This is a genomic window from Paraburkholderia fungorum, assembly GCF_046026025.1.
Lineage (GTDB): Bacteria > Pseudomonadota > Gammaproteobacteria > Burkholderiales > Burkholderiaceae > Paraburkholderia > Paraburkholderia fungorum_E.
Genome location: NZ_JAQQFL010000022.1, coordinates 119,697 through 146,235 on the forward strand (window position 1 = coordinate 119,697; position 26,539 = coordinate 146,235).

Annotated in this window: 23 protein-coding genes; 6 read left to right on the plus strand and 17 right to left on the minus strand. The window is 59.7% G+C overall.

The features are described 5' to 3' along the window. Positions 1-45 precede the first annotated feature (45 nt). The 10 genes from PQR67_RS23280 to PQR67_RS23325 all read right to left on the minus strand — a co-directional run bounded on the left by PQR67_RS23280 (position 46) and on the right by PQR67_RS23325 (position 9,467). Entirely contained in the window at positions 46-882 is an 837-nt protein-coding gene (locus PQR67_RS23280) for a tetratricopeptide repeat protein (RefSeq protein WP_408464472.1), read from the minus strand. A gap of 10 nt (positions 883-892) precedes the next feature. Beyond that, positions 893-1,894 (minus strand): type II secretion system F family protein, encoded by a 1,002-nt coding sequence (locus PQR67_RS23285; RefSeq protein ID WP_408464474.1) that lies wholly within the window; start codon positions 1,892-1,894, stop codon positions 893-895. Beyond that, on the minus strand, positions 1,891-2,898 hold the full coding sequence (locus tag PQR67_RS23290) for a type II secretion system F family protein (RefSeq protein WP_408464476.1): 1,008 nt from the start codon (positions 2,896-2,898) through the stop codon (positions 1,891-1,893). The genes PQR67_RS23285 and PQR67_RS23290 overlap by 4 nt, the downstream gene beginning before the upstream one ends. Continuing rightward, the gene (locus PQR67_RS23295; RefSeq protein WP_408464478.1) at positions 2,891-4,258 is read right to left on the minus strand and encodes a TadA family conjugal transfer-associated ATPase; all 1,368 of its coding nucleotides are present in this window, start codon (positions 4,256-4,258) and stop codon (positions 2,891-2,893) included. The genes PQR67_RS23290 and PQR67_RS23295 overlap by 8 nt, the downstream gene beginning before the upstream one ends. A gap of 3 nt (positions 4,259-4,261) precedes the next feature. Next, the gene (locus PQR67_RS23300; protein WP_408464480.1) at positions 4,262-5,503 is read right to left on the minus strand and encodes a fimbrial protein; all 1,242 of its coding nucleotides are present in this window, start codon (positions 5,501-5,503) and stop codon (positions 4,262-4,264) included. 135 nt (positions 5,504-5,638) lie between these two features. Continuing rightward, a complete protein-coding gene (locus tag PQR67_RS23305) occupies positions 5,639-7,090 on the minus strand; it encodes a type II and III secretion system protein family protein (protein WP_408464482.1) in 1,452 nt (483 codons plus the stop codon). Positions 7,091-7,130: 40 nt separating this feature from the next. Next, entirely contained in the window at positions 7,131-8,060 is a 930-nt protein-coding gene (cpaB, locus tag PQR67_RS23310) for a Flp pilus assembly protein CpaB (protein ID WP_408464484.1), read from the minus strand. 90 nt (positions 8,061-8,150) lie between these two features. Then, on the minus strand, positions 8,151-8,648 hold the full coding sequence (locus PQR67_RS23315; RefSeq protein WP_408464486.1) for a TadE/TadG family type IV pilus assembly protein: 498 nt from the start codon (positions 8,646-8,648) through the stop codon (positions 8,151-8,153). Further along, complete coding sequence (locus PQR67_RS23320) at positions 8,645-9,145, minus strand: A24 family peptidase (RefSeq protein WP_408464488.1); 501 nt, start codon at positions 9,143-9,145, stop codon at positions 8,645-8,647. The genes PQR67_RS23315 and PQR67_RS23320 overlap by 4 nt, the downstream gene beginning before the upstream one ends. Before the next feature lie 148 nt (positions 9,146-9,293). Next, positions 9,294-9,467, minus strand: coding sequence for a Flp family type IVb pilin (locus tag PQR67_RS23325; protein WP_120344107.1), 174 nt, complete (start codon positions 9,465-9,467; stop codon positions 9,294-9,296). A gap of 659 nt (positions 9,468-10,126) precedes the next feature. On the opposite strand from PQR67_RS23325, the gene PQR67_RS23330 reads away from it, so the two are divergent. The 4 genes from PQR67_RS23330 to PQR67_RS23345 all read left to right on the plus strand — a co-directional run bounded on the left by PQR67_RS23330 (position 10,127) and on the right by PQR67_RS23345 (position 16,107). Further along, positions 10,127-11,755 carry a collagen-like triple helix repeat-containing protein gene (locus PQR67_RS23330; RefSeq protein WP_408464490.1) on the plus strand — a complete coding sequence of 543 codons (1,629 nt, stop codon included), beginning with the start codon at positions 10,127-10,129 and terminating at the stop codon, positions 11,753-11,755. A gap of 184 nt (positions 11,756-11,939) precedes the next feature. Continuing rightward, positions 11,940-13,385 carry a collagen-like triple helix repeat-containing protein gene (locus PQR67_RS23335; RefSeq protein ID WP_408464492.1) on the plus strand — a complete coding sequence of 482 codons (1,446 nt, stop codon included), beginning with the start codon at positions 11,940-11,942 and terminating at the stop codon, positions 13,383-13,385. A 247-nt stretch (positions 13,386-13,632) separates the two neighbouring features. Then, positions 13,633-15,342: a ShlB/FhaC/HecB family hemolysin secretion/activation protein gene (locus PQR67_RS23340; protein ID WP_408464494.1), complete on the plus strand. Its 1,710-nt coding sequence runs from the start codon at positions 13,633-13,635 to the stop codon at positions 15,340-15,342. 279 nt (positions 15,343-15,621) lie between these two features. Further along, positions 15,622-16,107, plus strand: coding sequence for a DUF2147 domain-containing protein (locus PQR67_RS23345; protein ID WP_408464496.1), 486 nt, complete (start codon positions 15,622-15,624; stop codon positions 16,105-16,107). Between the two features lie 169 nt (positions 16,108-16,276). On the opposite strand, the gene PQR67_RS23350 is transcribed toward PQR67_RS23345, so the two are convergent. Next, on the minus strand, positions 16,277-16,657 hold the full coding sequence (locus PQR67_RS23350) for a transposase (protein WP_408464524.1): 381 nt from the start codon (positions 16,655-16,657) through the stop codon (positions 16,277-16,279). 60 nt (positions 16,658-16,717) lie between these two features. Between PQR67_RS23350 and PQR67_RS23355 the strand changes: the two genes are divergently transcribed. Continuing rightward, positions 16,718-17,737 (plus strand): site-specific integrase, encoded by a 1,020-nt coding sequence (locus PQR67_RS23355; protein ID WP_408464498.1) that lies wholly within the window; start codon positions 16,718-16,720, stop codon positions 17,735-17,737. A gap of 266 nt (positions 17,738-18,003) precedes the next feature. Here the strand turns inward: PQR67_RS23355 and PQR67_RS23360 are convergent, their stop codons facing one another. From PQR67_RS23360 to PQR67_RS23375, 4 genes are all read right to left on the minus strand, one after another. Then, positions 18,004-20,268, minus strand: coding sequence for a DEAD/DEAH box helicase family protein (locus PQR67_RS23360; protein WP_408464500.1), 2,265 nt, complete (start codon positions 20,266-20,268; stop codon positions 18,004-18,006). A gap of 329 nt (positions 20,269-20,597) precedes the next feature. Then, the gene (locus PQR67_RS23365; protein WP_408464502.1) at positions 20,598-21,617 is read right to left on the minus strand and encodes a hypothetical protein; all 1,020 of its coding nucleotides are present in this window, start codon (positions 21,615-21,617) and stop codon (positions 20,598-20,600) included. Then, entirely contained in the window at positions 21,610-21,852 is a 243-nt protein-coding gene (locus tag PQR67_RS23370; protein ID WP_408464504.1) for a hypothetical protein, read from the minus strand. The genes PQR67_RS23365 and PQR67_RS23370 overlap by 8 nt, the downstream gene beginning before the upstream one ends. A 139-nt stretch (positions 21,853-21,991) precedes the next feature. Next, positions 21,992-23,599 (minus strand): phage/plasmid primase, P4 family, encoded by a 1,608-nt coding sequence (locus PQR67_RS23375; RefSeq protein ID WP_408464506.1) that lies wholly within the window; start codon positions 23,597-23,599, stop codon positions 21,992-21,994. Between the two features lie 747 nt (positions 23,600-24,346). Between PQR67_RS23375 and PQR67_RS23380 the strand changes: the two genes are divergently transcribed. Beyond that, positions 24,347-25,054 carry a recombinase family protein gene (locus PQR67_RS23380; protein ID WP_408464508.1) on the plus strand — a complete coding sequence of 236 codons (708 nt, stop codon included), beginning with the start codon at positions 24,347-24,349 and terminating at the stop codon, positions 25,052-25,054. A 102-nt stretch (positions 25,055-25,156) separates the two neighbouring features. Here PQR67_RS23380 and PQR67_RS23385 read toward each other — a convergent pair whose 3' ends face one another. Together PQR67_RS23385 and PQR67_RS23390 are read right to left on the minus strand one after the other, a co-directional pair. After that, complete coding sequence (locus tag PQR67_RS23385; protein WP_408464510.1) at positions 25,157-25,939, minus strand: tetratricopeptide repeat protein; 783 nt, start codon at positions 25,937-25,939, stop codon at positions 25,157-25,159. 152 nt (positions 25,940-26,091) lie between these two features. Then, on the minus strand, positions 26,092-26,349 hold the full coding sequence (locus tag PQR67_RS23390; protein WP_408464512.1) for a hypothetical protein: 258 nt from the start codon (positions 26,347-26,349) through the stop codon (positions 26,092-26,094). Positions 26,350-26,539: the final 190 nt, after the last annotated feature.

Here is a 26,539-nt window from a genome sequence, read left to right on the forward strand (position 1 = left end):
CTTCTTCCCTGATCTTTCATTTGGTCTCTCCTGCCCGTCGGCCCGTTATTGTGCAAACCGCTGCAGCAAACGCGGCGCGGGTTCCATCATTCCCTGAGCACTGGCGACAGGTCCTGGCTGGGTTCCCTGTAAGCGCGCCGCTGCCGGTGGTTGTGCGCGTGCTGCCGCAACGACTTTGGCCGCTTCATTGCGGATCGCCGTACGCAAGTCCAGCGAGAATTTCTGCTGGTTCATCAGCGCCTGCGCCCGATCCGCCTCTCCGTCGACGAGCAGATACAGCGCAATATTGCTAGCGATCTTCGGATTGTTCTGGTCAAGCTCCGCTGCTTTCATCAGCGGCACCCGGGCACCGCTGATATCGCCGGCACGCATACGTGCATAACCGAGATCCGATAGCACTGATGCATCTGTCGGTGCCAGTTGTGCTGCCTGCTGCAACTCATCCACGGCGCGACTGAAATCACCCGATGCGCCTGCGATCAAGCCCAAACCACGATGCCCGCGCGACGCGAGCGGCGTTTGCAGCAAACGCGCATACGCGCTCGCGCTCGCCTCGGGTTGATCTGTCATGCGCAAGGCGTCGGCGCGCAACAGAATCGTGTCTGGTGTCACCCCATACTGCTTCTCATAAGCGTCGATATGCGCAAGCGAGGCGAAATACAACCCTTGCGACTGCATGCGGTCGATCAGCCCCAGATACATTCCCGGCGTATCCGGTGCCGGGTCCCGATTGGCCTGCTGGATTAAAGCCTGCCGCTCAGCCTGCGGGCCGACGCCATAGCCCATATCCTTTGCGCAAGCGCCAAGCAGCACAAGCACAATGGCGGGAACCACGCCCTGCGCCGCTCGTACAAAGTCCTTCGGTTTCACATTCAAAGTCATCGCCATGCTCCTATCGATTTATCGCTTTCAGCGCATGCGATACCGACAGAACGCCGGGCCCCGCTGTGACAATCATCAACGCCGGCAGCAAGGTCAAGATCATCACGCCGGTCATCTTCACCGTCATTCGACCAATACGCTCCCGCAACATCGCGCGGCGCGTTTCGCGCAAGCGGTCGCCAAATTGCTTGAGCGGTTCTTGCACCGCGCCACCGTGACGATCGACTTGAATCAGCAAACGCACCACCGCTTGCAGATCCTCATTTTCGTAACTCGAAGCGAGCCGCTGCAATGACTGCTCGCGGGTACGGCCGGCAGCAAATTGCCGCTGTGCAATTTCCAACTCGCTCGACAGCACGGGCAATATTCCGTGGAAGTCATTGACCATCACCTGGAGGCTCTGATCCAGTGACAAGCCGACACCCTGGAGCAAGCGCAAAAGATCGACCAGCATGGGTAATTCATCGACGACGCCGCGGCGCCGCGCCGCCGCGCGTCTGCTCAGGACGATCTTCGGGAGCATGACACCGGCCGCCATCGCGGCGATCACCAGCATCACGTAGCGCGGCCCATCTATATGACCGCCGAGAATCGTGCCGACAAGCAGTGGCAAAACGATTGCACCAGCGATCCGGGCAATCAGGAAAAGCCCGCGAGAACGCACATCGACAAACCCGCATTGCTCCAGCAGGCGGCGATCTTCCTCCGCCACGATGTGTCGGCCAATTGGCGTATCGAGCCAGCGAATACCGGTATGCGCAAAGCGCTCGAGCATCCCCTTCATGCCACTCGCAGGCACACCCATATCCTGCCTGGCCGGTGCGCCATTAGCGCCGCGTGCTGCCGCTGCGACGGCGTTTTGCAACGCGCGTTCGTCGAGTGCTTGCGTGAGCGTACGGTCACTCCGTCGCGCCGCAACGATCCGCGCGATCAAAAGTCCCGCGATCAGGAGCGAAGCTAACGCCGCGAGACCAAACGCCAGGGCAATCAGATAATTGGGTTGCGCTGTCATGATTTCAGCCGAGCCAATCGGTACAACAAATATGCGCCAAGCAGTTGCAGACCAAATGCGAGATACAGCAACTGGCGCCCACTCGGATCGAACCACATTGATCCGAAATAGCTCGGATTAGTCAGAATCAGAAACCCCCCAATCCCCACCGGCAGCATACCGAGCACCCACGACGACATGCGCGTCTCCGAGGACATCGCCACGAGCTCGCGTTCGGCCTGTTCCAGGTCACGCATGAACGACGCCATTCTGTCGAGCATCACGTCGGCCCGACCGCCATACTTGACGGACAAGCGTAATACCGCCCCCACCAGTTCCAGCTCGCGCGCGCCGTACAGCAACGCGACGTGAGAGAGCGCGCGATCGATCTCAACACCGGAGCGCAGCATCCGCGAAACATGATCGAGGCACTCGCGCAGCGGTGCTTCGGTGGTTTGCAGTGCGGCCTGGAAGGCCGCTGGCACGCTGTTACCCAGCGTTATCAGGCGAACAATGCCATCAAGAAACGACGGCAACTGCCGGACGATTGTCTGGCGGCGCTTGTTCGCACGCATCGACAGCACGAAGTAGAGAAACACGAGGCATGCAGCTAGCGTCACACCGGCTGCCAGCACGCCCCCCTCCTTTGCCGCGAGGAGGCACAACGCCAATCCGATGCCTGCAACGATCAGCGTAAGCGCGCGGGAATTTCGCAAGCCCGCGCGATTCATCAGGGTTCCGAATGAATAACCAACGCGCGCGTTGATGTACCGCCAGTGTTCATTCCATCCTGCCCCGGGTGCCGGAGCCTGTGGCACAAACGAAACAGCGGGCGCCGTACGGCGCGCAGTCGCAGCACGGGACACCTGCACGGTCGGCGCCGGCTGGGCAGCGGCCATCCGGCTGTCGATGAAACGCGCAGTACTCGCCTGGTCTTTGCGTTGCGCACCGCGCTGCAATATCAGCAGCGCGCCTGCTGCGCAGAGCAGCGCAAGCGCAACAAAGACCATGACTGCGCTAGACATTGAAGCCCCCGCCGAAACCACCGCCGCCTGTGTCGAATCCCGCGCCGCCGAAGCCGCCAGTGTTGGTCGAACCACCGAGCACCTGTCTGAAGCGCGCCAGCTTAGGCGAATGCGGATGAATGCCGAGCGAGACCCATTGATCCAGTTCCTCTCCATCCTGTGTCATCACGGGTTCGTAACGATAGAGTTCCTGAGTCGCGATAATGTTGTCGGAAAGCCCGGTCACTTCGGTAATCGACAAAATCCGCCGGCGCCCATTTGACAGGCGCCCGATCTGCACGATGAAATCGATCGCATTGGCGATCTGGCGGCGTAGGCTCGACTCGGTGCCCTGAAAACCCGCGAAGCCTGCCAGCATTTCCAGCCGGTAGAGACATTCACGCGGCGAGCTGGCGTGCACCGTGCCCATCGAGCCGTCGTGACCGGTGTTCATGGCCTGCAGCATTTCCAGCACTTCCCCGCCACGCACTTCGCCGACGATGATGCGGTCCGGCCGCATCCGCAAGGTATTGCGCAGCAGGTCGCGAATCGTCACGACGCCCGCGCCGTCGAATCCACCCGGGCGGCTTTCGAGCCGCACCACATGCGGATGGTTAAGCGAAAGCTCAGCCGTGTCCTCGATCGTCACGACGCGTTCCGCATCGGGCACGTGAAACGCCAGTGCGTTAAGCAGCGACGTTTTTCCCGAACTCGTCCCGCCGGATACCAGCACGTTGCAACGCGCGGCCACCGCGGCTTCGAGTAGCGCACCAATTTCCGGACTGTAGGTACCGTTGCCGAGCAGATCATCGGGGCGCAGCGGATCTTTACGGAACTTGCGGATCGATACGATCGGCCCGTCGATCGACAGCGGTTCGATCACCACATTGACGCGGCCGCCATTCGGCAAACGTGCATCGACCATCGGGTTCGATTCATCAAGACGACGGCCAATCGGCGCAAGAATACGCCGCACGATGCGCAGCAAATGCGCGTTGTCGGCAAAGCGCACCTGAATTCTGGTCAGAATGCCGTGGCGTGATACGTACACGTCGTTGTAGCCGTTGATCAGGATGTCTTCAACGGCCGTATCGTTCAGCAAATCCTCAATGGGACCAAAGCCGGCAAGTTCCTTTGTGAGCGCCTCCGCGATCGCGCGGACCTCGGCCTCGTTGATCGGAATTCTGCGCAGCCGGACAAAGCTGTCCATTTCGAGATCAACGAACTGGTTGATCGCGTTACGCGACCAGCGGCCGAACTCCGAGCCGAGCTCCTCAATGCGAGTGAGCAGATGTTCATGCGCCGCGTTCTTGATGTCCTGGAACTGCTGGCTATGCGCGAACGAAGGCGCGTCGTCGGCAAATTCGATTTCTTTTGCCATCGTCTATGACCGCTTGTAAGTGGTTGGAATGAAGCGCTTGAGCGCGCCGAGCGCGGATTTGCCGCCTGCCGGCGCGGCCGCGCGCGCAGCGCCGCCGAGCCGTTCGATTAATGGTTCGAGTGCGCGCACGTACGGGTCGCGCGCCGCGACATCGGCCAGCAGATGTCCCTGGTTGACCGCCTGACCCAGCGTGATACGCCGCTCCGGCAACGTGGCCAGCAACGGAACTTCCAGCCGCTGCGCGATCTGTGCGGCGGCGAGCCCGAGGTCGGCGTCGAACTTGTTGACGATCAGTTGCACATTCGCCGTGTCCACCCCCTCCTCGCGCAAAGCGTCGAGCACGCCGACCGCCGACACGATCGAGGCCACGCCCTGATCGCACAACAGCCAGGTTTCGTCGGCGGCCTGCACGACGTGGGCGATGAACTCGCTATTGGTGAAGCCGCCGAGATCGACGATCTGCTGGTCGAAGAACGCGCGCAAGCGGTTCAGCAAACCGACCGACGACGAGTACGAGACCTCGCGCATATCGGCGAGATTGGGCGGCAACGTGGTGAGCGCGAGACCACTCGAATGATGCGACAGCGCGGTATGCACGAAGGTCTGATCGAAGCGGCGCAGATTGCGCACGGCTTCGACGAAATTGAATTCGCTGCGCGTGTTCAGGAGCAGCGAGCCGTCGCCGGCCGGCAAGCCGAGATCGAGCAAGGCGGCTTGCCGTCCTTGCGCGACATCGCGCCGCTGCAACATCACCGAAAGGTTCGCGGCCAGCGTGCTCACGCCCATGCCGATGCGCGCGCCCAGCAGCGCGGTGACATGGCCATGGCGGCTGACCGGTTCGACGAGGTTGTCCAGAACCTGACGCGTGATGCGTAACGCATCTTCAGCGGCCGCAGACACGTCGATGAAATCGCGCACACCGGCGCGCAGCGCGGCCAAGGCGCTTTCAGGCTCGGTAAGCGTTCCGAGCGCGACGATCTGCATGCCGGGATAGGCGGTGCGCACCGCGCTCGCAGCGGCACTCGCCGCAGCGGCACGGCCGCCGGAAAAGTCGACAAACACCAGCGACGGGTTCAACGCCGCGATGCGCTGCATCAACATCGACGGATCGAGCGTGGCCGCTTCGACCACGCCTGCGCCCACCAGCGTATCGGCGAGCCAATGCACGTGCGCGTCGGCCAGCGACGCGAACACGAAATAGTCGGTAACCGCCCGTTCAGTCAATGAATGCGTTCTCGCGTTCATGTTGGACATCCTTTTGCGGCATCGGCTGAAGTGCCACCGCCTTGTACTGCTCGCTACAACGCGCGACATGCACTGAAGCGCGGGAAACTTTGGCGCAGCGCCAAAACGCGCGACATGCTGAAGGCTCGCGCCTGCTCACTTCGAGAACCCGGGTAAAGCATCCGGGGATGCGAATCCGCCAATCAACGCGCGCCACACCGGACCGTTGCGCTGCTCAGACTGCTCGCCCGGCGTGGACGGCAGCGTTGCCCCCTTCGCAATCGGAGACACCAGATGAGGCGTCACGATAATCACGAGTTCCTTATCGTTCTGCTGGTAGTTCAACTGCTTGAAGAACGCGCCAATGACCGGCAGATCGCCTAGCAATGGCACCTTTCCAACGTTCGAGATCGTCTCGCGATCGATCAGGCCGCCAATCACGAAACTCTCGCCATCGCCGAGCTCAACCGTCGTGTCGGCGCGCCGGGTAGTGATCGCGGGAACCGACACGCCGCTAATCGTCACGGCGTTCGTAAAATCGAGCTGACTCGCCTCCGGTGCCACTTTCAGCGCGATGCGCTGTGGACTGAGCACGGTCGGCGTGAGCGTCAGGCCAACGCCATAGGGTTTGTATTCAATCGACGTAGTACCCAACCCTTGCGGAATCGGCACCGGTATTTCTCCACCGGCGAGAAAACTCGCGCTTTGGCCGGACAACGCCACGAGGGTCGGTTCCGCGAGGACCCGCGCGAGGTTGTTGCTCTCCAGCAGGCTCAGGTTCGCGAACAACCCATGCGTGGCGGAGTTGAAAATCAGGTTGAACGCCGACGAAATCGGCGACGTCATGGTTGTTTGCGGTTGCTGCCCCGCGGTCGCGGAAACCGAGGTCAGCGCCGATGGCGCAAACGAGCCAAACGAAAATCCGTTGTTCTGCTTGAAGAAGTTGAAGCCCACTTCTTTAAGCACCGTGCGGCTGAACTCCACGACCCGGACGTCGACCTGCACCACCGAGCGCGTGCCGACCGTCGACGTGTCGTATGTCGCGACACTTGCGCCAGCGTCGCCGCCAATCCCGCCCGCGTCGCCACCCTTACCGCTCGCACCAGGACCCGCGGCACCACCGATGCCGTTGCTGCTGTCCCCGCGAGCCGCCCGCTGACGCGCTTCGATTTGCGCGGCCACGACTGCTCGCTGGTGCTTCTCCATGGTCGACGTCGTGCCGGAGATCAGCGCCGTGTCGCCGAGCACCTTCACAGCAGGCGTGTCAGGCCCGAGCAGCGTTCTCGAGGCTGCGGTAGTCACGTTGACCGTATAGGAAGTCGGCACATCTTTACCCTGTTCCCACAGCATGATGCTGGTGGTGCCTGGTGATTTTCCGATCAACAGCACACCACCCGCTTTGTCGCCTTTTATGATCAGCACATCAGCCACGGTCGGGTCGCCGATCGCGACACGCCGTAAGGTGTGACCGCTCGCGAGCGTTTGCTGTGAGCCGACAATGATGTCGAGATTTTGCGCGCCGGCGGCAGCATCGCTCACCGACGACACGGCGAGCGATGCTGCGCACAACATCGCCATGGTCCCGTATGTAAAAAAGCGTTCTTTCATTTTGTTTTGGGCGCGTGTGGCCGCCTGCTCCCTGAAACTGCTATCGAGCGACCATTTCGGCGCGCCCACCCCGTATGACTTCGATGGCGCCACTCGTATTCCCTGCAACCCTCGTCATGGGAGCGGCAATTCGTGGCGCTGCTAGTGTCCGACCAGTCGTGTTTCCTGTTGTGCCCGACAACGCATCAAGCGAAATGCCGGCGGCTGCCCGAGTCGAATCCTTGAGCGGCTCCCCGCCAGCTTGTGCCGATGTCTTCAGCACTGACGGTAGCGTCGCAAATGCACTTGCATCGACGACGTCCGTGTCGTTCGGATTACGCAACGCGAATACAAGACGACCGGATGTCTCAGCGAGAGTCAGCCGGTCCACATCGGCGACGGGAACGGCAAGCACGGCCGTGCGCACCATTCCGTTCGGGTCGCCCGAGTTGTCGTTGCCGGCCGTGGCATTACCGAAAGCCAGCACGCGCAACTTCGAGATCAGGAGGCGCGCCTGCGTGCGATCGATCTCGGCATTGCCAGCCATGGTTCCATCGCGCTTCAGCGTGAAGAAAACATCGACGAGATTGCCGGGTCGCAGCCGGTTGCCGACCGCATTGGATTCGTCGACGCGCACAGCGATCGCGCGCTCACCTGGCGCAATGCGCTCAGCGATCCCCGACGACAATTGAGCTTCCAGTACCGGCGCCTGGGCACCGATGTCCGCATTCGGAATTCGGCCTACAAGCTGCGCCGGATCGGTAAAGGCGCCGTTCGGATTGATCGGCAACGACTGAACGCGTAATCCGTCGACCGTGATCGGCTGGCCGGCCGGCAGAGCGCGTGTTGCTACAACGACCGGAAAACTGGCTTGTGCGACCGATGTCGCCGGTATGGTAGCCGGCTTGCGCGAAAGCGTTACCGCGAAAATGCCGAGTAACAAGGCCAATACGATCAGCACGCCCGCCGCGATTTTGGTTAGTTTAGGCATGCTGACTCACCGAATAAGTCGATTGCGCCCGCCGGCTGATGCACTCGGAAGAGTGAAGCCGTCCAGTGCGACGAGGGGCAGGTGCGTAAGTCAAAGTATGTTCACCGGATTGAGTTGCACTGTTGCTGTACCGCTCAGGTTCTGTGGCAGCAAAAGACCAAGACCCGGCAACGTTGGGATGAGCGGGCTGGCTGCGTAGTTATAGGTCAACGTGACGGCGATACAGGTCATGGTGGCATCGTAGCTACACGTAGCTTGCGCAGCCTGGCAGGTGGCGGTCTGAATCATCTGCGCAACCATATGAGTAGCCGTGTTGCAAGCGGCCGTCGCACGTAAGGTAAGCGCGCCTGGCACGGTGCTCGCCGATTGATAGTTCAATGCAGCGCGCGCGCCCTCCGCGGTGGCGAGCGTCAGGCTCTGTTGCGCGACGAAGATCATGCTGAACGTCACGATCACGTAAAAAATCGAGAAAAAGAGCGGGAAGACGAGCGCGAATTCGACAGCGGTTGCGCCACGCTGCAAATCTTTTCGGCACGTGACGAGATGCGCCCCTTTGCCAGGGTTGCGCCGTGTCGAATACATGGTCATCGCGCGCTCCCGGCAACAAGCTGGGTCGTCAACCATACGATCGTCGGCAAGGTCAGACATGCCACGAACGGCGTGGCGCGCTTGCCTGCCAACTCGAATGTCGGCGTTCGACGATGCAGCAACGATGCGAAACGGGTACGTGTAGTAATCAGCAACCAGACTGCGTGAACGCCGGCGGCGAGACTCGCGACCGCCCACAAACCGAACAACGCATGCATTCCGCACCATGCGCCAAGCACGGCGAACACTTTGACGTCCGCAGCCCCCATCACGCCGATTGCAAAAAAAGGCAGTAATGCGATCAGACCAACCGCGGCGCCAACCGCAGCCTGCGCAATGGAAATACCGAATGGATTTTGGCGCAGGAATGCGCAAGCCAATGCCGTCACCAAACCGGTAACGATTATTGAATTCGAAATGCGTCGACTACGGCAATCGCACACGGCGACCCACGCTGCCCACGCAACGAACAGGAATAGAGTGACGGACGAGTTCATGTCAGCCTCGACAGGCGAAACAAAACGCATACGGACTACGACAGCAGTCCATATGCTTCCTATCGGGAAGACCCCTGAATAATTAGCAGGTCAGCCGACGTAAAAGTCGGCTTTCCTTAACAGGCAAATACAGGGGCCTTACAGTCTATTAAGCTGCGGCTGGCAGCAAGGCCGCGATGGCGACGAATGCCGCCTTCAATTGCGTCCCCAGGCCCTGAACTGTCGCTCCAATAACAACGACGATAAGGCCTGCAATCAACCCGTATTCCAGAGCCGTCACAGCCCGGTTATCTCTCAGGAAGCGTTTGGCGAACTTTTTCATTTTTACCCTCGGACTTTCATTTATTTCGTTTGTTTACGTGCTGCTTCGGATGACGGAGTCTTGAGCGCTTCGGACCATTGGTCTCTCATTCCTGGTCCTGCTTGTTGCGCCGCAGAAGCACCGCCTTGCAGCCGGCTTCAATAAAACAGATGTGTATGAGCTGTCTGTTCGATTACGCACCTCCTCGTGTCAATCCTTGATGCTTTCGGGTTTTATAGCCGAACAATCATATTTAAGCAATTGTCCGCTGCCCTTAGCCGTACACCATATGCGTTTTGGTGTCGTACTCAGGTTAACGGCAGTTCGTGCGTTGCAGCACATAGGAATAACCATGAGTTAGATTCGCTCCACTAATTATTTGTTTGAACAGAACGTTTCAAGCGCGCCGGGCCCTCTCGTTGCACTTGCGTTACCCCCTGTTTCGTAACGGCGCGCGCGGCTCGTTACGTTACGCAGCCCTCGCAAACGTTTAGCGGATTCAATCTCCAGCGCTATATCTGAGTTAGCGGACACTCCATCAATTCCTCGCAAAGCCATATCACATATGGCTTCTCGCCCTTCAGTAAAAAAATATCCGGCATTACTCAGTCGAAATGGCACGGCTCATGCAGAGATAGGCACGCAGCAACACCCAATAACACATGCGATGCGAGGGCGACATGAACATTCAAACGGCCAACACCACAGTACGAACAACCCTGATTGCGGCCAGCGTGGCAGCAATGCTTTCTCTCGGCGCTTGCGGGGGCTCCGGAACCCTAAGCACCGGTACCGGGAGCAACAGCAGCGGTAGCGGTTCCGCCGGCGGTGCACTCTCCACCAGCAGCGGCAGCGGTTCGATGGGCTCGGGCGGCTCCGGCACCAACACGACCGGCAGCAACGGCTCCGGAAGCGGTTCCGGTACGGGTACAGGAACCGGTACGGGCACAGGAACGGGAACAGGCACGACCCCGGTCGCGGCGAATGCGCTCGGCACGGTCGTCGGCAATACCGGCGGTGTGGTCAGCGATGCCGGCTCGGTGGTCTCGAGCATCGGCAGCGTGATCGGCTCGCAAACGCTGCCCGGCGTCAGCTCGCAAACCACCCAGGCCGCCGGCGGCATCGTGCAGCAAGTCGGCTCGGCAGTCTCGACACTCGGCAGCGGCGTATCGCAAGGACTCGGCCAACTCGGCACGGGCGGCGACGCGGTCGGCACGACAGTCTCGAGCCTCGGCGGCGTGGTCGGTCATGTCGGCGGCGCAGTCACGGATGCAGGCAGCCTCGTAACGAGTCTCGGCAGCGGCCCGCTCGCGCCGTTGGCAGCGGTCACCACGCCGCTCGGCGGTGTCGTCAATACGCTCGGCGGTGCAGTGACCAACGCCGGCAGCACGCTCACCACCGTGCTCTCGACGGGTCCGGTTCAACAGATCACGCAAACACTCAGCACCGCGATCACGCCGATTACGTCGATGGTCGCAGCGACTACGCAGACGGTCGGCAACACCACGGGCCTCGGCGCACCGCTGAACGGCCTGCTCTCGACCCTCGGCGGCGGTCTGGGCAAGGCCGGCTCGCTGATCAGCGCAACCGGCGGCAATCCGATCACCGCAGCCCTCGGTCATACGGTCACGGATACGGGCACCACGGTCGCATCGCTGGGCGGTCTGCTCACCGGCACGACCAGCGGCAATCCGCTGGCGCCGCTCACCAGCGTCCTCGGCGGCTTGACTGGCGGCAGCAGCAGCGGCCCGCTTGCTCCGCTCACCGGCCTGCTCGGCGGTCTGAGCGGCGGCTCCGGCTCCAGTAGCGGCCCGCTCGCACCGATCACCGGCCTGCTCGGCGGCTTGAGCGGCGGCTCCAGTTCCAGCGGCGGCCCGCTCGCACCGGTTACCGGCCTGCTCGGCGGCTTGACCGGCGGCTCCAGCTCCAGCGGCGGCCCGCTCGCACCGGTTACCGGTTTGCTCAGCGGCGTAACGGGTGGTCTCGGCGGCGCCTCCAGCGGCAGCAGCCCGTTGGCGCCCGTCACCGGCCTGCTCTCGAGCGTCACCAACGGCCTGAGCAGCGCGACCGGCGGCAACAGCAGCCCGCTCGCACCGGTTACCGGCTTGCTGGCTAGCGTCACCGGCGCACTCGGTGGCGTCACCACAGCAGCCGCCACGCCGGCCGCGACGACCAGCACCACCTCGACCACCTCGAGCCCCGGCCTCTCGCTGTCGAGCACCAGCGGCAAGGGATCCTCGGCCAGCAACCCGCTCGCCCCGGTGACATCGCTCCTCGGCGGCCTGCTCGGCGGCCTGGGGAAGAAGTAAGCCATGCGGCCGCGGCCGTCGAAAAAAGCGCAGTCACCAGCATCCGGAGTGCGGCCCGCCAGCCGCACCCCGGCTCTGCCGGAACCTGGCTGAATTGAGCCGCGCCGCTCAAACACCCGTTGCACCGGCGCACGGAAACAACGCACGCGACACCTAGAAGACACTGAGACACTGAGGAGCACACATGTCTACCCAACGTTTTTTTTCTCTCCATGCGGCGTGCGCGACCGTGTCGTCGTTGCGCGCACCGTTGATCGCCGTAACGGCCGCAGGCTTGCTCGCCGCATGTGGCGGCAATGGCGTCACTGTGCCATCGAGCGCATCCGGCAGCGGTAGCGCCGGCGGCGGCGGTACGACCAGCGGCGGCCCGCCCGTCTCCACGTCTTCGAGCACCAACGGCCTCGCCACCGCCGCTGCAAAGACGACCAGCGACCTCGGCAACACGATCGCCTCGCAGACCATTCCGGGCCTCAGCCCGCAGGTCACGCAAGGTCTCGGCAACGCGGTATCGAGTACGAGCAACACACTGAACTCGCTCGCCAATGCGGTCAGCGGCGGCGTCGGGCAAATCGGCGTGACCTCCAATCCGGTCGGCACCACGGTAGCCGGACTCGGCTCGGTGGTCAGCTCGACGAGTGGCGTCGTGCAAGGTCTGAGCACCGCGGTCGGCGGCCTCGGCACCGGCACGCTCGCCCCGCTGTCGCCGCTCACCACGCCGCTGGCAACCGTGCTGTCCACGACCGCCGGCGCACTGAACGCCGGTGGCGCGACGCTCGGCAATTCGCTCGCCTCCGGGCCGGTGCAACAGATCACCCAGCCCCTCAGCACAGCGATCACGCCGATCGTGCAGACCGTCGGACTCGTGACGCAGACGGTCGGCACGCAGACCGGCCTCGGCGCACCGGTCGGCGGCCTGCTTGCGCAAATCGGCGGCGCGGTGAGCTCGGCCGGCTCGCAAGTCGGCGCGGCAACGAAGAATCCGCTCGGCGCCGATGTCGGCACGCTGGTCAGCTCACTCGGCAACACGGTGACGAACGCCGGCGGCCTCGTCAATCCGAACGGTCCGAATGGCGCAAATCCGATTCCCGGCCTGCTTACGAGCCTCGTCGGCAGCACGACCGTGGCCGTCGTCAATGGACCGCCCGCCAACGGCAGCCCGTTCGGCCCGCTGCAAAACACGCTCGCGAGTCTTGGGCTCGGCAACAACCCGCTCGGCTCGCTGTCGACCCTGCTCGGCGGAACACCGCTGGCAGGCCTGACCTCGGCACTGAGCGGCACGCCCTTGAGCGCGCTGACTTCGGGAACGGGCGGCTCACCGCTGGCTCCGCTGACTTCGCTGCTGGGCGGCACGCCTTTGAGTTCGTTGACTTCGGCGTTGGGCGGGTTGGGCGGCACGGGTAGCGGCGCGTCGAATCCGCTGTCGACGTTGACCGGCGCGCTCTCCGGCGTCACCGGCAGCGCCTCGGGCAGCAGCGGCGGCCCGCTCGCCCCCGTCACAGCCCTGGTCGGCCAGTTGACCGGCGCGCTCAGCTCGGCAGCCGGCTCGACGAGCAGCTCGGGCAGTTCGAGCAGCGCAACGGGTGGCTTGACGACACTGCTCGGCGGCCTGTTGCCGGTGAGCCATAAGTAGTCCGCATAAGTTGCCAATCGATGCCGCACGCATAAGACGTCGTATCAGACGTCCCGTTACACAGTGCGCATAGCAGTCCGCCTTATCACGTGCTCCGCGCTTGTGCAGATGATGCTCAAGCTCAACGGAGCACGTGACGTAATACATGCAAGCATGGCAGTATGCGTCGAGCCACACATAAGCGATCGCGACCAGCCCGGCCTGGCGGCGCGTCCGCAAGACAAGAACGGCATACGAGGAAAATCCGATGAAACTCGGGTACGGTAGTAAATGGACCCTCCTGCTCGCTGCGATTGCGGCAAGCGCGATGCAGGTAGACGCACAAGCACAGTCACGCCCGGCTGGCCCGACAGTCGGCGGCAACCCGCTCGATTCGCTGCCGCAGATCAAGGCGCCCGACAAGGGCCCGAACGTGACCGTGCAGGTTGCACCGCAAGCCCCGCAACTTCAGGAACTGCTCGCCCGCCATCTGACACCCTCCAAAATTCAGGTCGAGGGCGTGAAGTCCATTCCGTTCGACGAAGTCGCGCAACGCTTCACGCCGCTCGTCGGCAAGGACACCACGATCGGCGATCTGATTCAGGTCGCCAACGGCGTCACCAAGCTGTATCAGGATCGCGGCTATGCGCTCTCGTTCGCCTTCATCCCCGCGCAGACGTTCGACGACGGCGTGGTGCGTGTGACCGTGGTGGAAGGCTATGTCTCCACGGTCAAGGTGACGGGCAAGGCGGGTGCGGTCGAGGACAAGATCCGCGCAATCGCTGAGCACATCGTCGCTGACCGGCCGCTCAAGCGCGCCACCTTTGAGCGTTACGTCAATGTGCTGGGCCTGCTGCCCGGCGTGAAGGTCGCGGCCAACGTGCCACCTCCGCAAAATACCGACGGCGCCACGACACTCGAACTGAACGTGGACCGCAAACCGTTCGACGTCAGCACCGGCATCGACTTCAATCACCCTGGCGTGCAAGGCCTGCTGACCGCGACCGAGAACGGCCTGACCGCGCTCGGCGAACAACTGAGCGTGTCGGCCTTGCTGCCGAAGGGCCGGGACAACGTCACCTATCTTGCCGCGCACGCCGCGGTGCCGATCGGCAGCAACGGGCTGGTCGGGAAGATCGACGCGACGCACTATCGCGGCAATCCGGTCGACAACCCCGGCCTGCCCTCTTATATCCAGCGCACGGTCATCAACGACAAGATTGGCGGCTCGCTGGCCTATCCGATCCTGCTGAGCAACAAGCAAAGCGTGATCGGCACGGCCTCCGTCTACGCGTCGCACGACGAGGACAACTACAACAACCAGCAGACCGGCGCGCAGATCGGCTTTCGCTCGCAGGTGCGGGTGTTGCAACTGCAGGCCGACTACACGAACGTGGAAACCGGCCAGGTGCGCCGCGCGAGTATCACGGTGGCGAAGGCATTCGATATTCTGGGCGCATCGAAATCCGGCGACACGAACGTTCCCGGCACGAATGTCACGAATCCGGCGTCGATTAACTTCGTACGGACCGGCGCAACTTTTTCGCAAACCAACGACTGGCCATTGAAGATCGGCACCGCGGTTTCGCTGACTGGCCAATACAGCGCCGTCTCGCTGCCGACGTCGGAACAGATCTCGTTCGGCGCGCAACGCTTCGCGCAGGGTTATCAGCCGGGTGAGGCGTCGGGCGATTCGGGCTGGGGCGCGATATTCGAAGTCAACCGGGGGTTTACGCCGGGCTTCACCTATCTGCGCACCTTCACACCCTACGTATCGTTCGACATGGCCCGCGTCTATCTGCATGCGGGAACGCCGTCGCCGTCGAGGCTGTCGTCGATCGCGTTCGGATTCCGCATCTCGGACGCGAAGTATTACAGCCTGGATTTGTCGGTAGCAAAGGCAATCGGCGACGCACCTGTGGAGAGCACGTCGCGCAGCCCGCGCATCAACGCGACGTTCTCGTATCAGCTGAACTGAGGTTCAACAGTGCCGCGTCCTGATTAGAGGGTCCACTATCAAACGGCGCGCGCACTTTCACGTATTCTGCGCTGACCGTATGCGAACCGCGGCGCTCGAGCCGCAGGTCGCAGACCGATGTCGCCGAAGTTGAACCTGAGGGGCAATACCAGGCACGCCAGGCACACGGGGCATCGCGACGGCTTTCCGTTGAAGACCGCCTGCGATGCTCGAGATGCCTGAGCTGCCAATAACGCCGCGCGACCATGATCGCGCCGTCTTTAATCAAGGAGGAAGACAATGATTCAATTCACTCAACGCGCGCGCACAATCGCGCTTCGCACAGCCAAACATGCCGCCCTCGCCGGCGTGCTGCTCGTCAGCGCCGTCACGGCAATGGCGCAAACGGATTCGCCGATCGGCACGTGGCAAACCATCGACGATCACACCGGCCAACCGAAAGCACTCGTGCAAATTACCCAGGACGGCGGCGGCTCGCTGAACGGCAAGGTGATCAAGGGGCTCAGTGCGAACGATCAACCGGATCGCCGCTGCACCGAATGTACGGACGCACGCAAGGACCAGTTGATTCTCGGTATGACGATCATCAACGATATGAAAAAGGACGGCGACGGCTGGGATAACGGGCAGATTCTCGACCCGGAAAACGGCAAGGTCTACAAGTGCAAGATGCACCTGGAAGATAGTGGGAACAAGCTGGTGGTGCGCGGCTACATCGGCGTGTCGCTGCTGGGCCGCTCGCAAACCTGGATTCGTCAGCAATAACGAACGCGTTGTTCAGGCGCCGATACCCGGCACACAACTGAGGCGCAAGACTGATACTCCGCCGGGGCCGCTGCCGCAGCCCTGATGCAGCCCTGATGCAACCACAAGAAACGGCCGACGATTTCGATCGTGCGGCCGTTTTTTGTTGGGGTCTGGCTGCCTGGCGTCGTCATGCAGCGTGCTTGAAGGGGGACGCATACGCGAACGGCGAAGACGGTAACGGCTTGACCGCTGCCGGCCCGTACACCGCAGGTGCCGTGGGCGCAACCTTTGCTGTGTCGACGCTCTTTTGTTCCGCGCTCACATGCTTGCGCATGCGTGCTTCCATCAGGTTACAGAGCTCTTCGCTCGCAGCGCCAAACAACTGGTCCATGACGCGCTTGAGCACGCCGGATTCATACCACGCCTTGAAGCGGCGATGGCAGGTCTGATACGACGGATATTTGCGCGGCATGGCCGACCAGGTCGCGCCGGTCCGTCTGGCGCGGGTTACAGCCTCCCACGCCTTCCTGCATGACCCATAGCTTTCGACGCCGAAAGGCCATGAAATCGGTCACTGGTCCAATTCTGGTCCAGTTGAAACCAACCGAGCACGATCATGGCAACCATAATGAAACGAAGCGACGTTCGGCCCGAGCGCCGCTGGCAGGCACGCGTGCGCCGCATTGGCTTCCCAACACAAACAAAATCATTCTCCACAAAGGCCGAAGCCGAAGCTTGGGCACGCGAAATCGAAGCCGAGTACGACAAAGGCCACGCCATCGACCACAAAGACGCCAACGACACCGTGCTGCGTGACGTGCTCAAGCGCTACCTGAATGAGGTGGTGCCGACACACAAAGGCCATGTGCCAGAGGGATACGTGATCCGGCGACTAATACGCCTACCCTTCGCCAGTTACTCCCTTGCCAACATAACCGGCGCCGCCGTCACAGACTACCGGGACCAAAGACTTGGTAAGGTAACTGGCTCGACAGTCCGCGTTGAACTCAACATCTTGGCTCGTGTAATCGAGACTGCACGCCGTGATTGGGGTGTGTACCTCGCGGCGAATCCAATCAGGTCTGTACGGTTGCCGAAGGAGAATGCAGCGCGTGAGCGCCGCCTGCTACCCGGTGAGGAAGAACGCTTGCTGATCGAATGCCGCGCTGCGCGAGCACCGTACCTCGAAGCTGCGGTGATCGTCGCGATTGAGACGGGCATGCGTCAGTCTGAAATTCTTTCCCTGCGCTGGGATCGAATCGAATTCGAGCGTCGCGTGGCTGTGCTGCCCAACACGAAGAACGGCGAGCGGCGCGGCGTGCCGCTAACGCATCGGGCCATTGCCGCGCTCAAGTCAATGCAGTCCGTCCACGAGTACAAGTGGCGACGCCAGCGCACGTACACCGATGATGGCCCGTTCTCGAAGATAGACGCGAATGTGATCCGCCACAGTTTCATGCGAGCCAGAGACAAGGCAGGCATCCCCGACCTTCGATTCCACGATCTGCGTCATGAGGCTACATCTCGGCTGTTCGAGAAAGGTCTGAACACGATGGAGGTTGCCAGCGTCACAGGGCACAAGACGCTCACAATGCTGCGTCGGTATTCGCACCTGTCGATGGATCATCTTCTAGCCAAGCTGGCTTAAGCGCGAGGTACAGGCGGGACGTTCCATACTCCGTTGTGTCTCGCCTACCGCACCGTGTGCCGCTGTCAGATCAAGCGGTTGCGCACTCGTTCAAAGACGAAACGGAGGCAGCGTATCACCGAACAGACCTGTTCACGCAACACGAACCGATAATGCAGGCGTGGAACGCGTTCGCTTTCATCCCGAAACCCCTACAGTGGCCACAATCGCCCGATCCGCATATTTCGGGACACACCTGCCAACCGTCCCTGAGGCAAACGCTTGAATCAGCATTTCCTCAGTAGCCGCAATTTCTCAATCTGGCGCGAGATATCAGAAATCTCCTTCCTGAGGTACGATTTTGTCTCCGGTTCTCTCAGCAACTCGCCGTTCAGACGCGTTCGGCGCTTTTTCAGACGTTCGTACTCCGACTTCAGATCACCGAATGAATGTGCATACCGTGCTTTTGCTGCCTTAGTCGCTGGCGACGCGTTATCCCTCGTAGCGCGCTCCTTTTCCAATCTTTCTGTATCACGCTTCGATAATTTTGCGTCCGGCACGAACCTCAACACCGTAGCCGGTTTCCATCCATTAACAATTTCAGCCGGATCGGCAATCCTGATTTTGATGGCCTTCTGTCCCTCGCGGGCGGAACCAAGCTGCCGCGCTACACCCTCGGCGAGCGTCCAGTCTGTCACGATGAACAGACATGGCCGTGCCTGCGGTTTGCCCTCGTCATCAAACGCTTGCCGGATATTCACCCGCAGCAGGAACTGTATGCAGGCATCGATAGTACGATCAAGTGCTGGATCATACATAGGCGCGATGTGTTTCATCAGCGCTGCCTGTGACGGGGTGAGCTTCAGCGTCGCCAGGAACGCGACAGCCTGGTATTCCATGAAGCCGTTTATTCCCTGCTGCATCGGCGGCACATACGTTATCAGTTTGCCCAGCGTTCGCGTGATCCCGAATTCTTCATCGTAGGTGCGCTTGGTCTTGGCGTCGTACATGACATTCGTCGCCAGCAGCAGCGGCGTTTTGCATCGATGTTCGATAGGCAGCGATGCATTCCACGCTTCGTAAACCTTGTAGGCCCTCATCGCAGCGAACACGAGCGGACGATACTTTGAAGGTTTCGCGTGCTTCCTGATTATCAAGCGGAACGCCGATTCACTGTGTTGCAGTGCCCGTGCGTACTCCAGGAACGGTTTCAGCTTCGGTACGGGCAACAAGTCGTGTGGATCGCGCTTTTTGTTCTCATCGAGAGCGTGCCAACGTTCATAACGGGTCTGCCAGCGAAGTTTCAAATCGTGTGCGTGATACTCCGCGTGCAGCTCCGAATAGTCGTCAGGGCAAACCACGATTCCGTCTTTCAGGTGCCCTTGCGACAGGGAGAAATGCGATGGCCTTTCGTCATCATCGTCACCGCCCGGAAAGTCACTAAACAACGGGACGAGAGTGCAACGCTTTTCGATACCATCGCGAATGATTTTCACGCGTTCGGGGTCGAGCACATCACCATTCACGTTCGCATCCACCAGTTCAACGCGATCCTGATACGGCGTAGCCGGTTTCCACTTGATCCAGCCCTCCTTCGTGTAGCCCGCGAAACCAAGACTCTGCCGATGCCTCAGAATGTGGAACATCTGGCTGGATTCGAAAAACGCCGAACATATCGTGACCTTTTTAAAGCCGTAGAACAGATGCGCAGGCGATAGTAGCGTATTGAACGTGAACACCATTTCGCCATTTTCCTCACACGATGAGTTAAAGGTGATCCACGCTTCGAGTCGGCCGTTTGCGACGTGTTGCAAGAATTCGTACAACGGTTTCGACCGTGTTGCTGTCCACTTGAATTTCGTGGTGCTCTCCCAGATTGACCGCAGCCGATCTTCCGATGGTGCGGGTTCGTTCGACTTCCAGGTCCACAGTTCGAAGAAGTTGCCGGTAGGCTTGCCTTCGTCATCAACCACAGGCTGACGATTCGCAACGATGTAGCGGTTGCGCAACTCCTGATACACCGCATCGGGAATCCTGACCGGTTTCTTCGAGTCATCCTGAAGGCAATCGCGAGCCTCGTCAAACATCAGGTGCACGCGCTGTTGACCTTTGAATTTCGATGGCAAATTGATGATTGCCGCGTGTGTCGTCAGGATGACGTGACCGTCTGGAATCATTTCGATTCCCGCCTGGTAGTCGTCACCGCGCTGTCCAACCATGTGAAGCTCGAACTGCTTGGTCGTCGTTTCCCGAATGATTTCCGCATTCAACTGCTCGATGATCTCCTTGTGCTCAAGATGCTTGCGTGCCTGAATGTACTTTTCCTCATCGTTCGGCGCGCGCACAATACGAATCCGATCCGCGTGCGTCGTGCTGTGTTTCAGGACGTCGTTCAGAAACTGTTCAAGCAGGACAACCGTAGGAAATGCGACTACGACAATGTGAGCAGGATAAATCTCACGGAACAAGGAGAGCACGGCTTGTAAAATGGCGTGCGTTTTGCCCGCACCGGGGTACGCTGACAGGAAGTAAATCAGATTTAGGGTGGACATGATTTCGACAGGCAGGAAGGTGAAATTCGGGCCGCGACATTTCAGGCATTGATCGTCGCTGCCCCTTCTGGAATTCCCGGTGGGTTTTCCTGCCGCTTATTTACTGTGGTGTCCCCGAAGGTATGCTGCCTAAGTGGATGAAAAACCTTCGGGGACAAAAGGTGTCGAAATCTCTATGAAAAATGGCCGTATTCGCTCGTTTTGGCGCGAAGCGCCGCATTGAGCAAACCGGCCATCTGTGAATTACTGCGGAAATGCACCGCGCGAAGGTGAGCCGATGAACGGGGGGACGACGATCAATGCCTGAAATGTCGCGGCCCGAATTTGCTCTAGCGGAACCTACGTGCAATCGTGAATATATAGCTCACTGGCACATCGAATTGTCTTATTGATTTCCACTGCATATCGAAATATTTCTGCCCCTTGTGATACCACTGACGCGCCTCTGCTTCCATGCTCACGCCTTTCAGTGCGCACAGAATTGCGAAACGCGTCTCGTGATCGAGTTGCGCGGCCGGAATTCTTTTCAACGCACCGATGATCAGAAATTGCATGCGTGAGTCGACCGCAACGGCGACCGTGCTGGAACCGGTACCGCTTACTTTCCGTGCCGCCCGCACTTTCTTCGCCTGCAACGGATGCGCGGCGAGGAACTTGTCAACGTCGAAAAGATTGTCGTTTTCCGACTCGAAGCTGTACAGCGCCCCCTTGCGAAACCGCGTGCGGTACTGTTGAACCGGGTTGTTTGACGCAGGATCGATGTCGATTTTCATGCCCAACAGATCACTCAGCACACCCTCAATTTCACGCGTCTGGATGGTCGAAATGTGTTCGAATTCGGCATAGGTTAGTGGTCGCGTAGGCGGTATGAACATGCGAAACCGCGCCAGTGGACCCTTACGCACTTCCGGGTCCTTGTCGTTCTTCTTGTGCACCATGTGACTGAATGAGTTTGCGAACAGGAATTTGTACGGCAGTAGCTCCAGACCCATGTTCAAGCGCCGGGTGAACTCATTGAACGCAGCTACCGGGAATTTATCGAAATCCTTAACCAACAACGTGGCGTGTTCCAAGTCGTCACCGGCTTTCGTGACATAGTTGCCCGCGTCGTTGAGCGTCCGGAACTTTCCGAAAATGATTGCGGGGCAGTCCGCAGATTTCATATGTTCGTGCAGCCGGGAATTCGCCACTTCCCGCGTGATCCCGGCCCAACCACTAATGACAGGCTGCATGACCCTAATGAGGCCGCGCGTTTTGCTATCCGGCGCAAAAGCGTCGTCGAGTAGTGCCGCCTCAAATCGCAAGTCGCTGAGCTTGGGATTTTTGTGCAACAGTAGGGGCTTATACACAGTGACTTTCCTTGCGGTTGCGTTCCCGCTGGTGGGCCCGCCGTCCATCTTCCTGCATACATTCGTAGAGAAATGCCAGGACCTCGCGCCAGTGCCACGAAGTCTTGGCAGTTGAACGTGCGTAGGCGGGAAACTCCTTCCGTGCCGCACGCTGAAAGAATTCGGATGTCGGAAAGAACGCGTATGGAATTCGGTACTCAATGATTTCCTCAAGGGTCAACATTTCTCTTTGCATGGCGGTTCTCCTTCAATTGGGCCTAGCCTATTTACAACGTGCAAGCGCATCTAGCGGCCCCTCGCTATGAAACCAGGTTTTTGCGGCGCGACAGTACCGGCTCAGCGCAACCTGCCTTCTCAAACAACCAGACCGAATCTCACTGCTTGAAATCCAGGCCCAGGTAAAAATAGCCTTGACCCTGACGCGGTGACCGCTTGTATCCGAGGTCGATCATGCGGGCTTTGAACCTTCTCTGATCGAGCGCATCGAGCCGTTTTCCACCAATAAATGCCTTGTACTCCTTATACGCCTCGCCTGCGGGAATGCGCAGCCCTGCACCGCGCTGGCACTTCGAGTCGATCCACATGCCAATCGTGTCAGCTACCGGCCTAGCTTCTTCTGTTGCGCTGGTGACCTCATCGCACTCGCCCAGGCCGTCCCGCAAGTACCACATAGCCCCTTCGATCATCCACTGCAAAATACCCGGCGCTTCCGCCTTCAGTTCGTCACCGAGACTGATGTCGATTTTCGCTCCCGTAAATCGCTGGAAGAAAGGTAGGATGACTATGCGTTCCCACAGCGCACCCTTTTCGTAGTTCCAGTCCGGCAGGCCGTTCATGCTGATCAAGAGTTTGGCCTGCGGCTTGAATGCCACCTGATCGCCGCGCCGACGAACACCCGTCAGATAATCGCCGCCCGTCCACGTTTTGAAGAATTCTTCATCCAGGCCGTTGGTCTGCTTCAACTCCGCACACAAAGCAGCACGCACACCTTGCAGCGTCATGAGCGCCGGTGTCGGGTCGTTAATATTCCCCTGACCTGCACTTTTCATGAATTTAGATGACAGGTCCACACAGTAGTCGGGACTCAGCACGTCCCTGATTGCGCGCATAAACGTACCCTTGCCATTACGTCCGTCGACACTGCCAAGGAGGAAGAACGCCTTTTGTTCATCGCCGTGACCAACCAAGGTATAGCCGATCACATTCTGCAAGTAGTCCCGGTACTCCTGTGACGGCGCGACCTGTCGAAGGAACCGTTCGAACCCAGGACACTGAGCGTTCTCGTCGTAAGGAACAGCCGTCGAGCGCGACACCATGTCTCCGGCCCGTGCGGCGCGAAATTCGCCCGTGCGCAGATCGACTACACCGTTCTGTACGCCGAGTAACTCCGGCTTCGCGTCGAAGTCAGACTCCTTCGCGTCGAATTCCGCGAATGCCCTGAGGCCGTCTAGCATGCCTTCCGCCTTTTTGAACCCGGCAAGTGTCCGCAGTACCTTCGCTGCATCCTTCGATCCTGCGCGCAGTGCGACGTCGAGCAAACCGTTGATTATTGCCAGCAACGCACGCACGGCGCTTATCCGTTCGGCAGACCAATGACCAAGCTCAGTGAGCGTATAGAACGTGGTGCCCGCGATCTTGAGCCGGTCAGCCAGCACGTGACGGGCGTACTCGATAGCCTCGTTTTCGTGAGCCGGAAACTCGCCGCCCTGTCGGTAGTACAACAAGACACCCAGCGGATGTCCATCGACACCGACGAAGCTATCCCACACTGACTGTTGCGTTGCGGCGTCATACCCCGTCGATGCTTGTTTCGACCAAGCGTCCCAAACCTTAAAGCTGGCCGCGTTATCAATCTCGCTACAAATCGCCGCGCCGACATGCAGCCGAACCACAAGCGAGTCAGCGGGGATTTGGCTCAGGAGTTCCCGAATCCTCACCAGTTGCTTCGCCGTTATCCGTGCGTTGTCCTTTGAAGTAGTCACGATCAATAAACCTTCTGTAAAACAATTCGTTTGGGTACACCGAGTACACTTGTTCCGATGTACGTGATGTACGGTGTGTATGGAAAATCCCTGGTCGATGCCAAGTCAAACGCGCACGACAACGCCTGGATTGAGCCGATGCTGCTGTAATGCGGTACTTCGGTGTTGCCTGGGTGCTTGCCGACTTTGCTACTGCGGTTGCCGGGATGCGCGCGACATCACGCCGCTAGATTGAAAAGGCTCTAGCGATCACGATGAAGCGGTGCGGCTTTATTCGTCGACTACGGTACTGCGATGGCCGACGCGGAAAACCTAGTCCGAATTCGAACAGGCTAACGGCGACGACATAGCGCCATGAGACGGCGCGTGGGGTTTCTTGGATAGATTACGGTGCGTACTCTATCTGGTCGTAAAGCGATCCGTCAATCCAACGGCAATCCACGTAAACCCTTTCTCGCCCCCGTCCCCAACGGGCCACTTGTGGCATGCGGATAGCGGGTTAGCAGCTAGCACAATTGCGCACATATCGTCAATCCATTTTAAACCGCGGGCGAGTTGGCAAACACGCCTCGCACGAATCGTCAATGTTTTAATCTGGATTCCTATCGAATCGTTGTAAACAAACTATTTTTCTCTACCAACAGAAGCTGGTAGACGCTTCGTCATTTCGGCAAAATTGCACACATACGAAACGTTCGTTAAAGCCTGTGCGCAAAGAACGTCCATAAAAGTTTTGGGGTTAGAAAGATGTCAATATCAAGAAAAATAGTCGCGTACTACCGAGTCTCGACAGCCAAGCAAGGAATATCAGGATTGGGCTTAGAGGCACAAGAACAGACTGTCAGGAATTATCTGAGCACTGGCAATTTTGAAGTCATCGCATCGTTCACCGAGGTAGAAACCGGAGGGGGAGCGAACGCCCTTGAAAAGCGTCCGCAACTAAAGGCCGCGCTCGGCCTAGCCAAAAAGCATAAGGCAACGCTTTGCATAGCCGCGCTCAGCCGCTTGGCCCGTAACGTTCACTTTATTTCTGGCCTTCTCGAAACTGGCGTTGAATTCATCGATGCATCGATGCCAAATGCAGACCGTTTTATGATCCAGATTTACAGCGTAATGAGTGAACTAGAAAAGACACAGATCAGCACTCGGACGAAATTGGCCCTTGCCGCTGCGAAGGCTCGCGGCGTGCAGCTTGGTCGCATGGGTGCGGCTAACCTGAAGCGGAAGAACGAAGAACAGCAGCAGGCGGCTGACGAATTCGCGGCCAAACTTGCACGGATCATCAAAGGCTTTCGTGCTGATGGTCTGTCGCAACGCGCGATGGTTGCCGAATTGAACGCCATGAGTATTCCGACAGTGAGGGGCGGCCAGTGGCAACTGACGCAACTGCGCCGTATGCTGGCTCGTATCGATGCACAAGCGGCAAATGATGCAACGGCTAACGTGGCTGCGTGACTGGCCGAAAAATGTCTAGCCGGTTCCAGGTTGTAGGCGTCAACGATGAACAGGGGTTTCGCGCGAACGTGACCTGCCGTTTCGGCATCGTGCTTCCTGCATTCAGTTCTTGCCAGACATGGCATTGAGTTCGTTTTGAGCAGCAACGATGCCGTGTGCAGCCGCCTCGCGATACAACTCGGCTGCTTCATGAAGGTCTTGTGGCACCCCGATGGCTGCCTTGTACATACGTGCAAGGGTGTATTGGGCGACGGGGAGATTCTGGTCAGCCGCCTTGCGAATCAGCGCCGCAGCTTCGTGATCGTCTCGTGATACGCCTCGACCAGTGCCATACATTACGCCGAGGTCGAATTGGGCCTCAGCGAAGCCTTGATCTGCTGCTTTGAGATACCAGGTCGCAGCTTCGCGATCATCAAGTGGCACGCCCCTTCCGTTGCGATACATCAGGGCAAGATTGAATTGAGCGGCTGCGTTGCCCTGGTCAGCCGATTTTCGGTACCACATGACTGCTTCGTCATCGTTGCGCGGAATGCCTCGGCCAACGGCTAACATGATGGCGAGCCTGACCTGGCCGTTGGGGTCACCTCGTTCAGCCGATTTGCGATACCACTTGGCTGCTTCGGTAACGTCTCGTGGTACGCCTTGGCCTCCTTCGTACATTGCGCCAAGCCAGAATTGGGCGACTGGATCGCCTTGATTTGCTGCGTCGCTAAAGTCACGAATTGCGCTCGCGTAATCCGCTTCCTTGTACGCAGCAACGCCGATCTGCGACAAGTCGTGTGCCGAAATCGTGGATGTTTGCGCATGACCAATGCGTGGACCCGCAGCCATGCAAGTCAGAAGCAAGGCGAGTAAATATATTTTTTTCATATCGTGAACTACCATGTGCGAACGCATAGCTCAAAATCGCGCCTTGTCACGGGACTCACGCGCCAGCCGCTGCCGCCTTCGTGATAGTCGGTACGACGTTGGTGCGACGCACGTTGTCGGCGACGAATCGGGTTCTGCGCTCAGCGCCCTGAAGGAGGTAAAAAGGCTTACTTGTTCTGCTTCAGGAACGCTTCGTACCGTGCGCGCGTTTCCGGATTCGGAATCTGATCAGGCGTGGTTCCGATCCTGCGCAGATTGCTGAACAACTCAGCCGCGACCCGTGCCGCGCGTTCAGGACTCGGATTGAGGTAGGGGTCGTTCTCCCAGCTATCAAGCGTGTACCACGATACATGCGCGCAACCGTCCGGCGCACCGCCGTCAACAGGACGCTTCGGATTTTTCGGGGGTTTCTCAGATTCACGCACTGCACCCTCCTGTCTGTTTGTCAACTGATGCCACGGAAGTGCGACTGGGAGCAGCTTGTCTGCTACGGCAATGTCCCTCGTCGCGGTAGCCAGCGCTTGATGCGCGTACCTCAAGCCGTCATGTCGTACCGGCCCCCTCTAGCAGGCAATCAGTTGATCCCTGCTATCTTCGTCCTAAGCCACCTGGTTC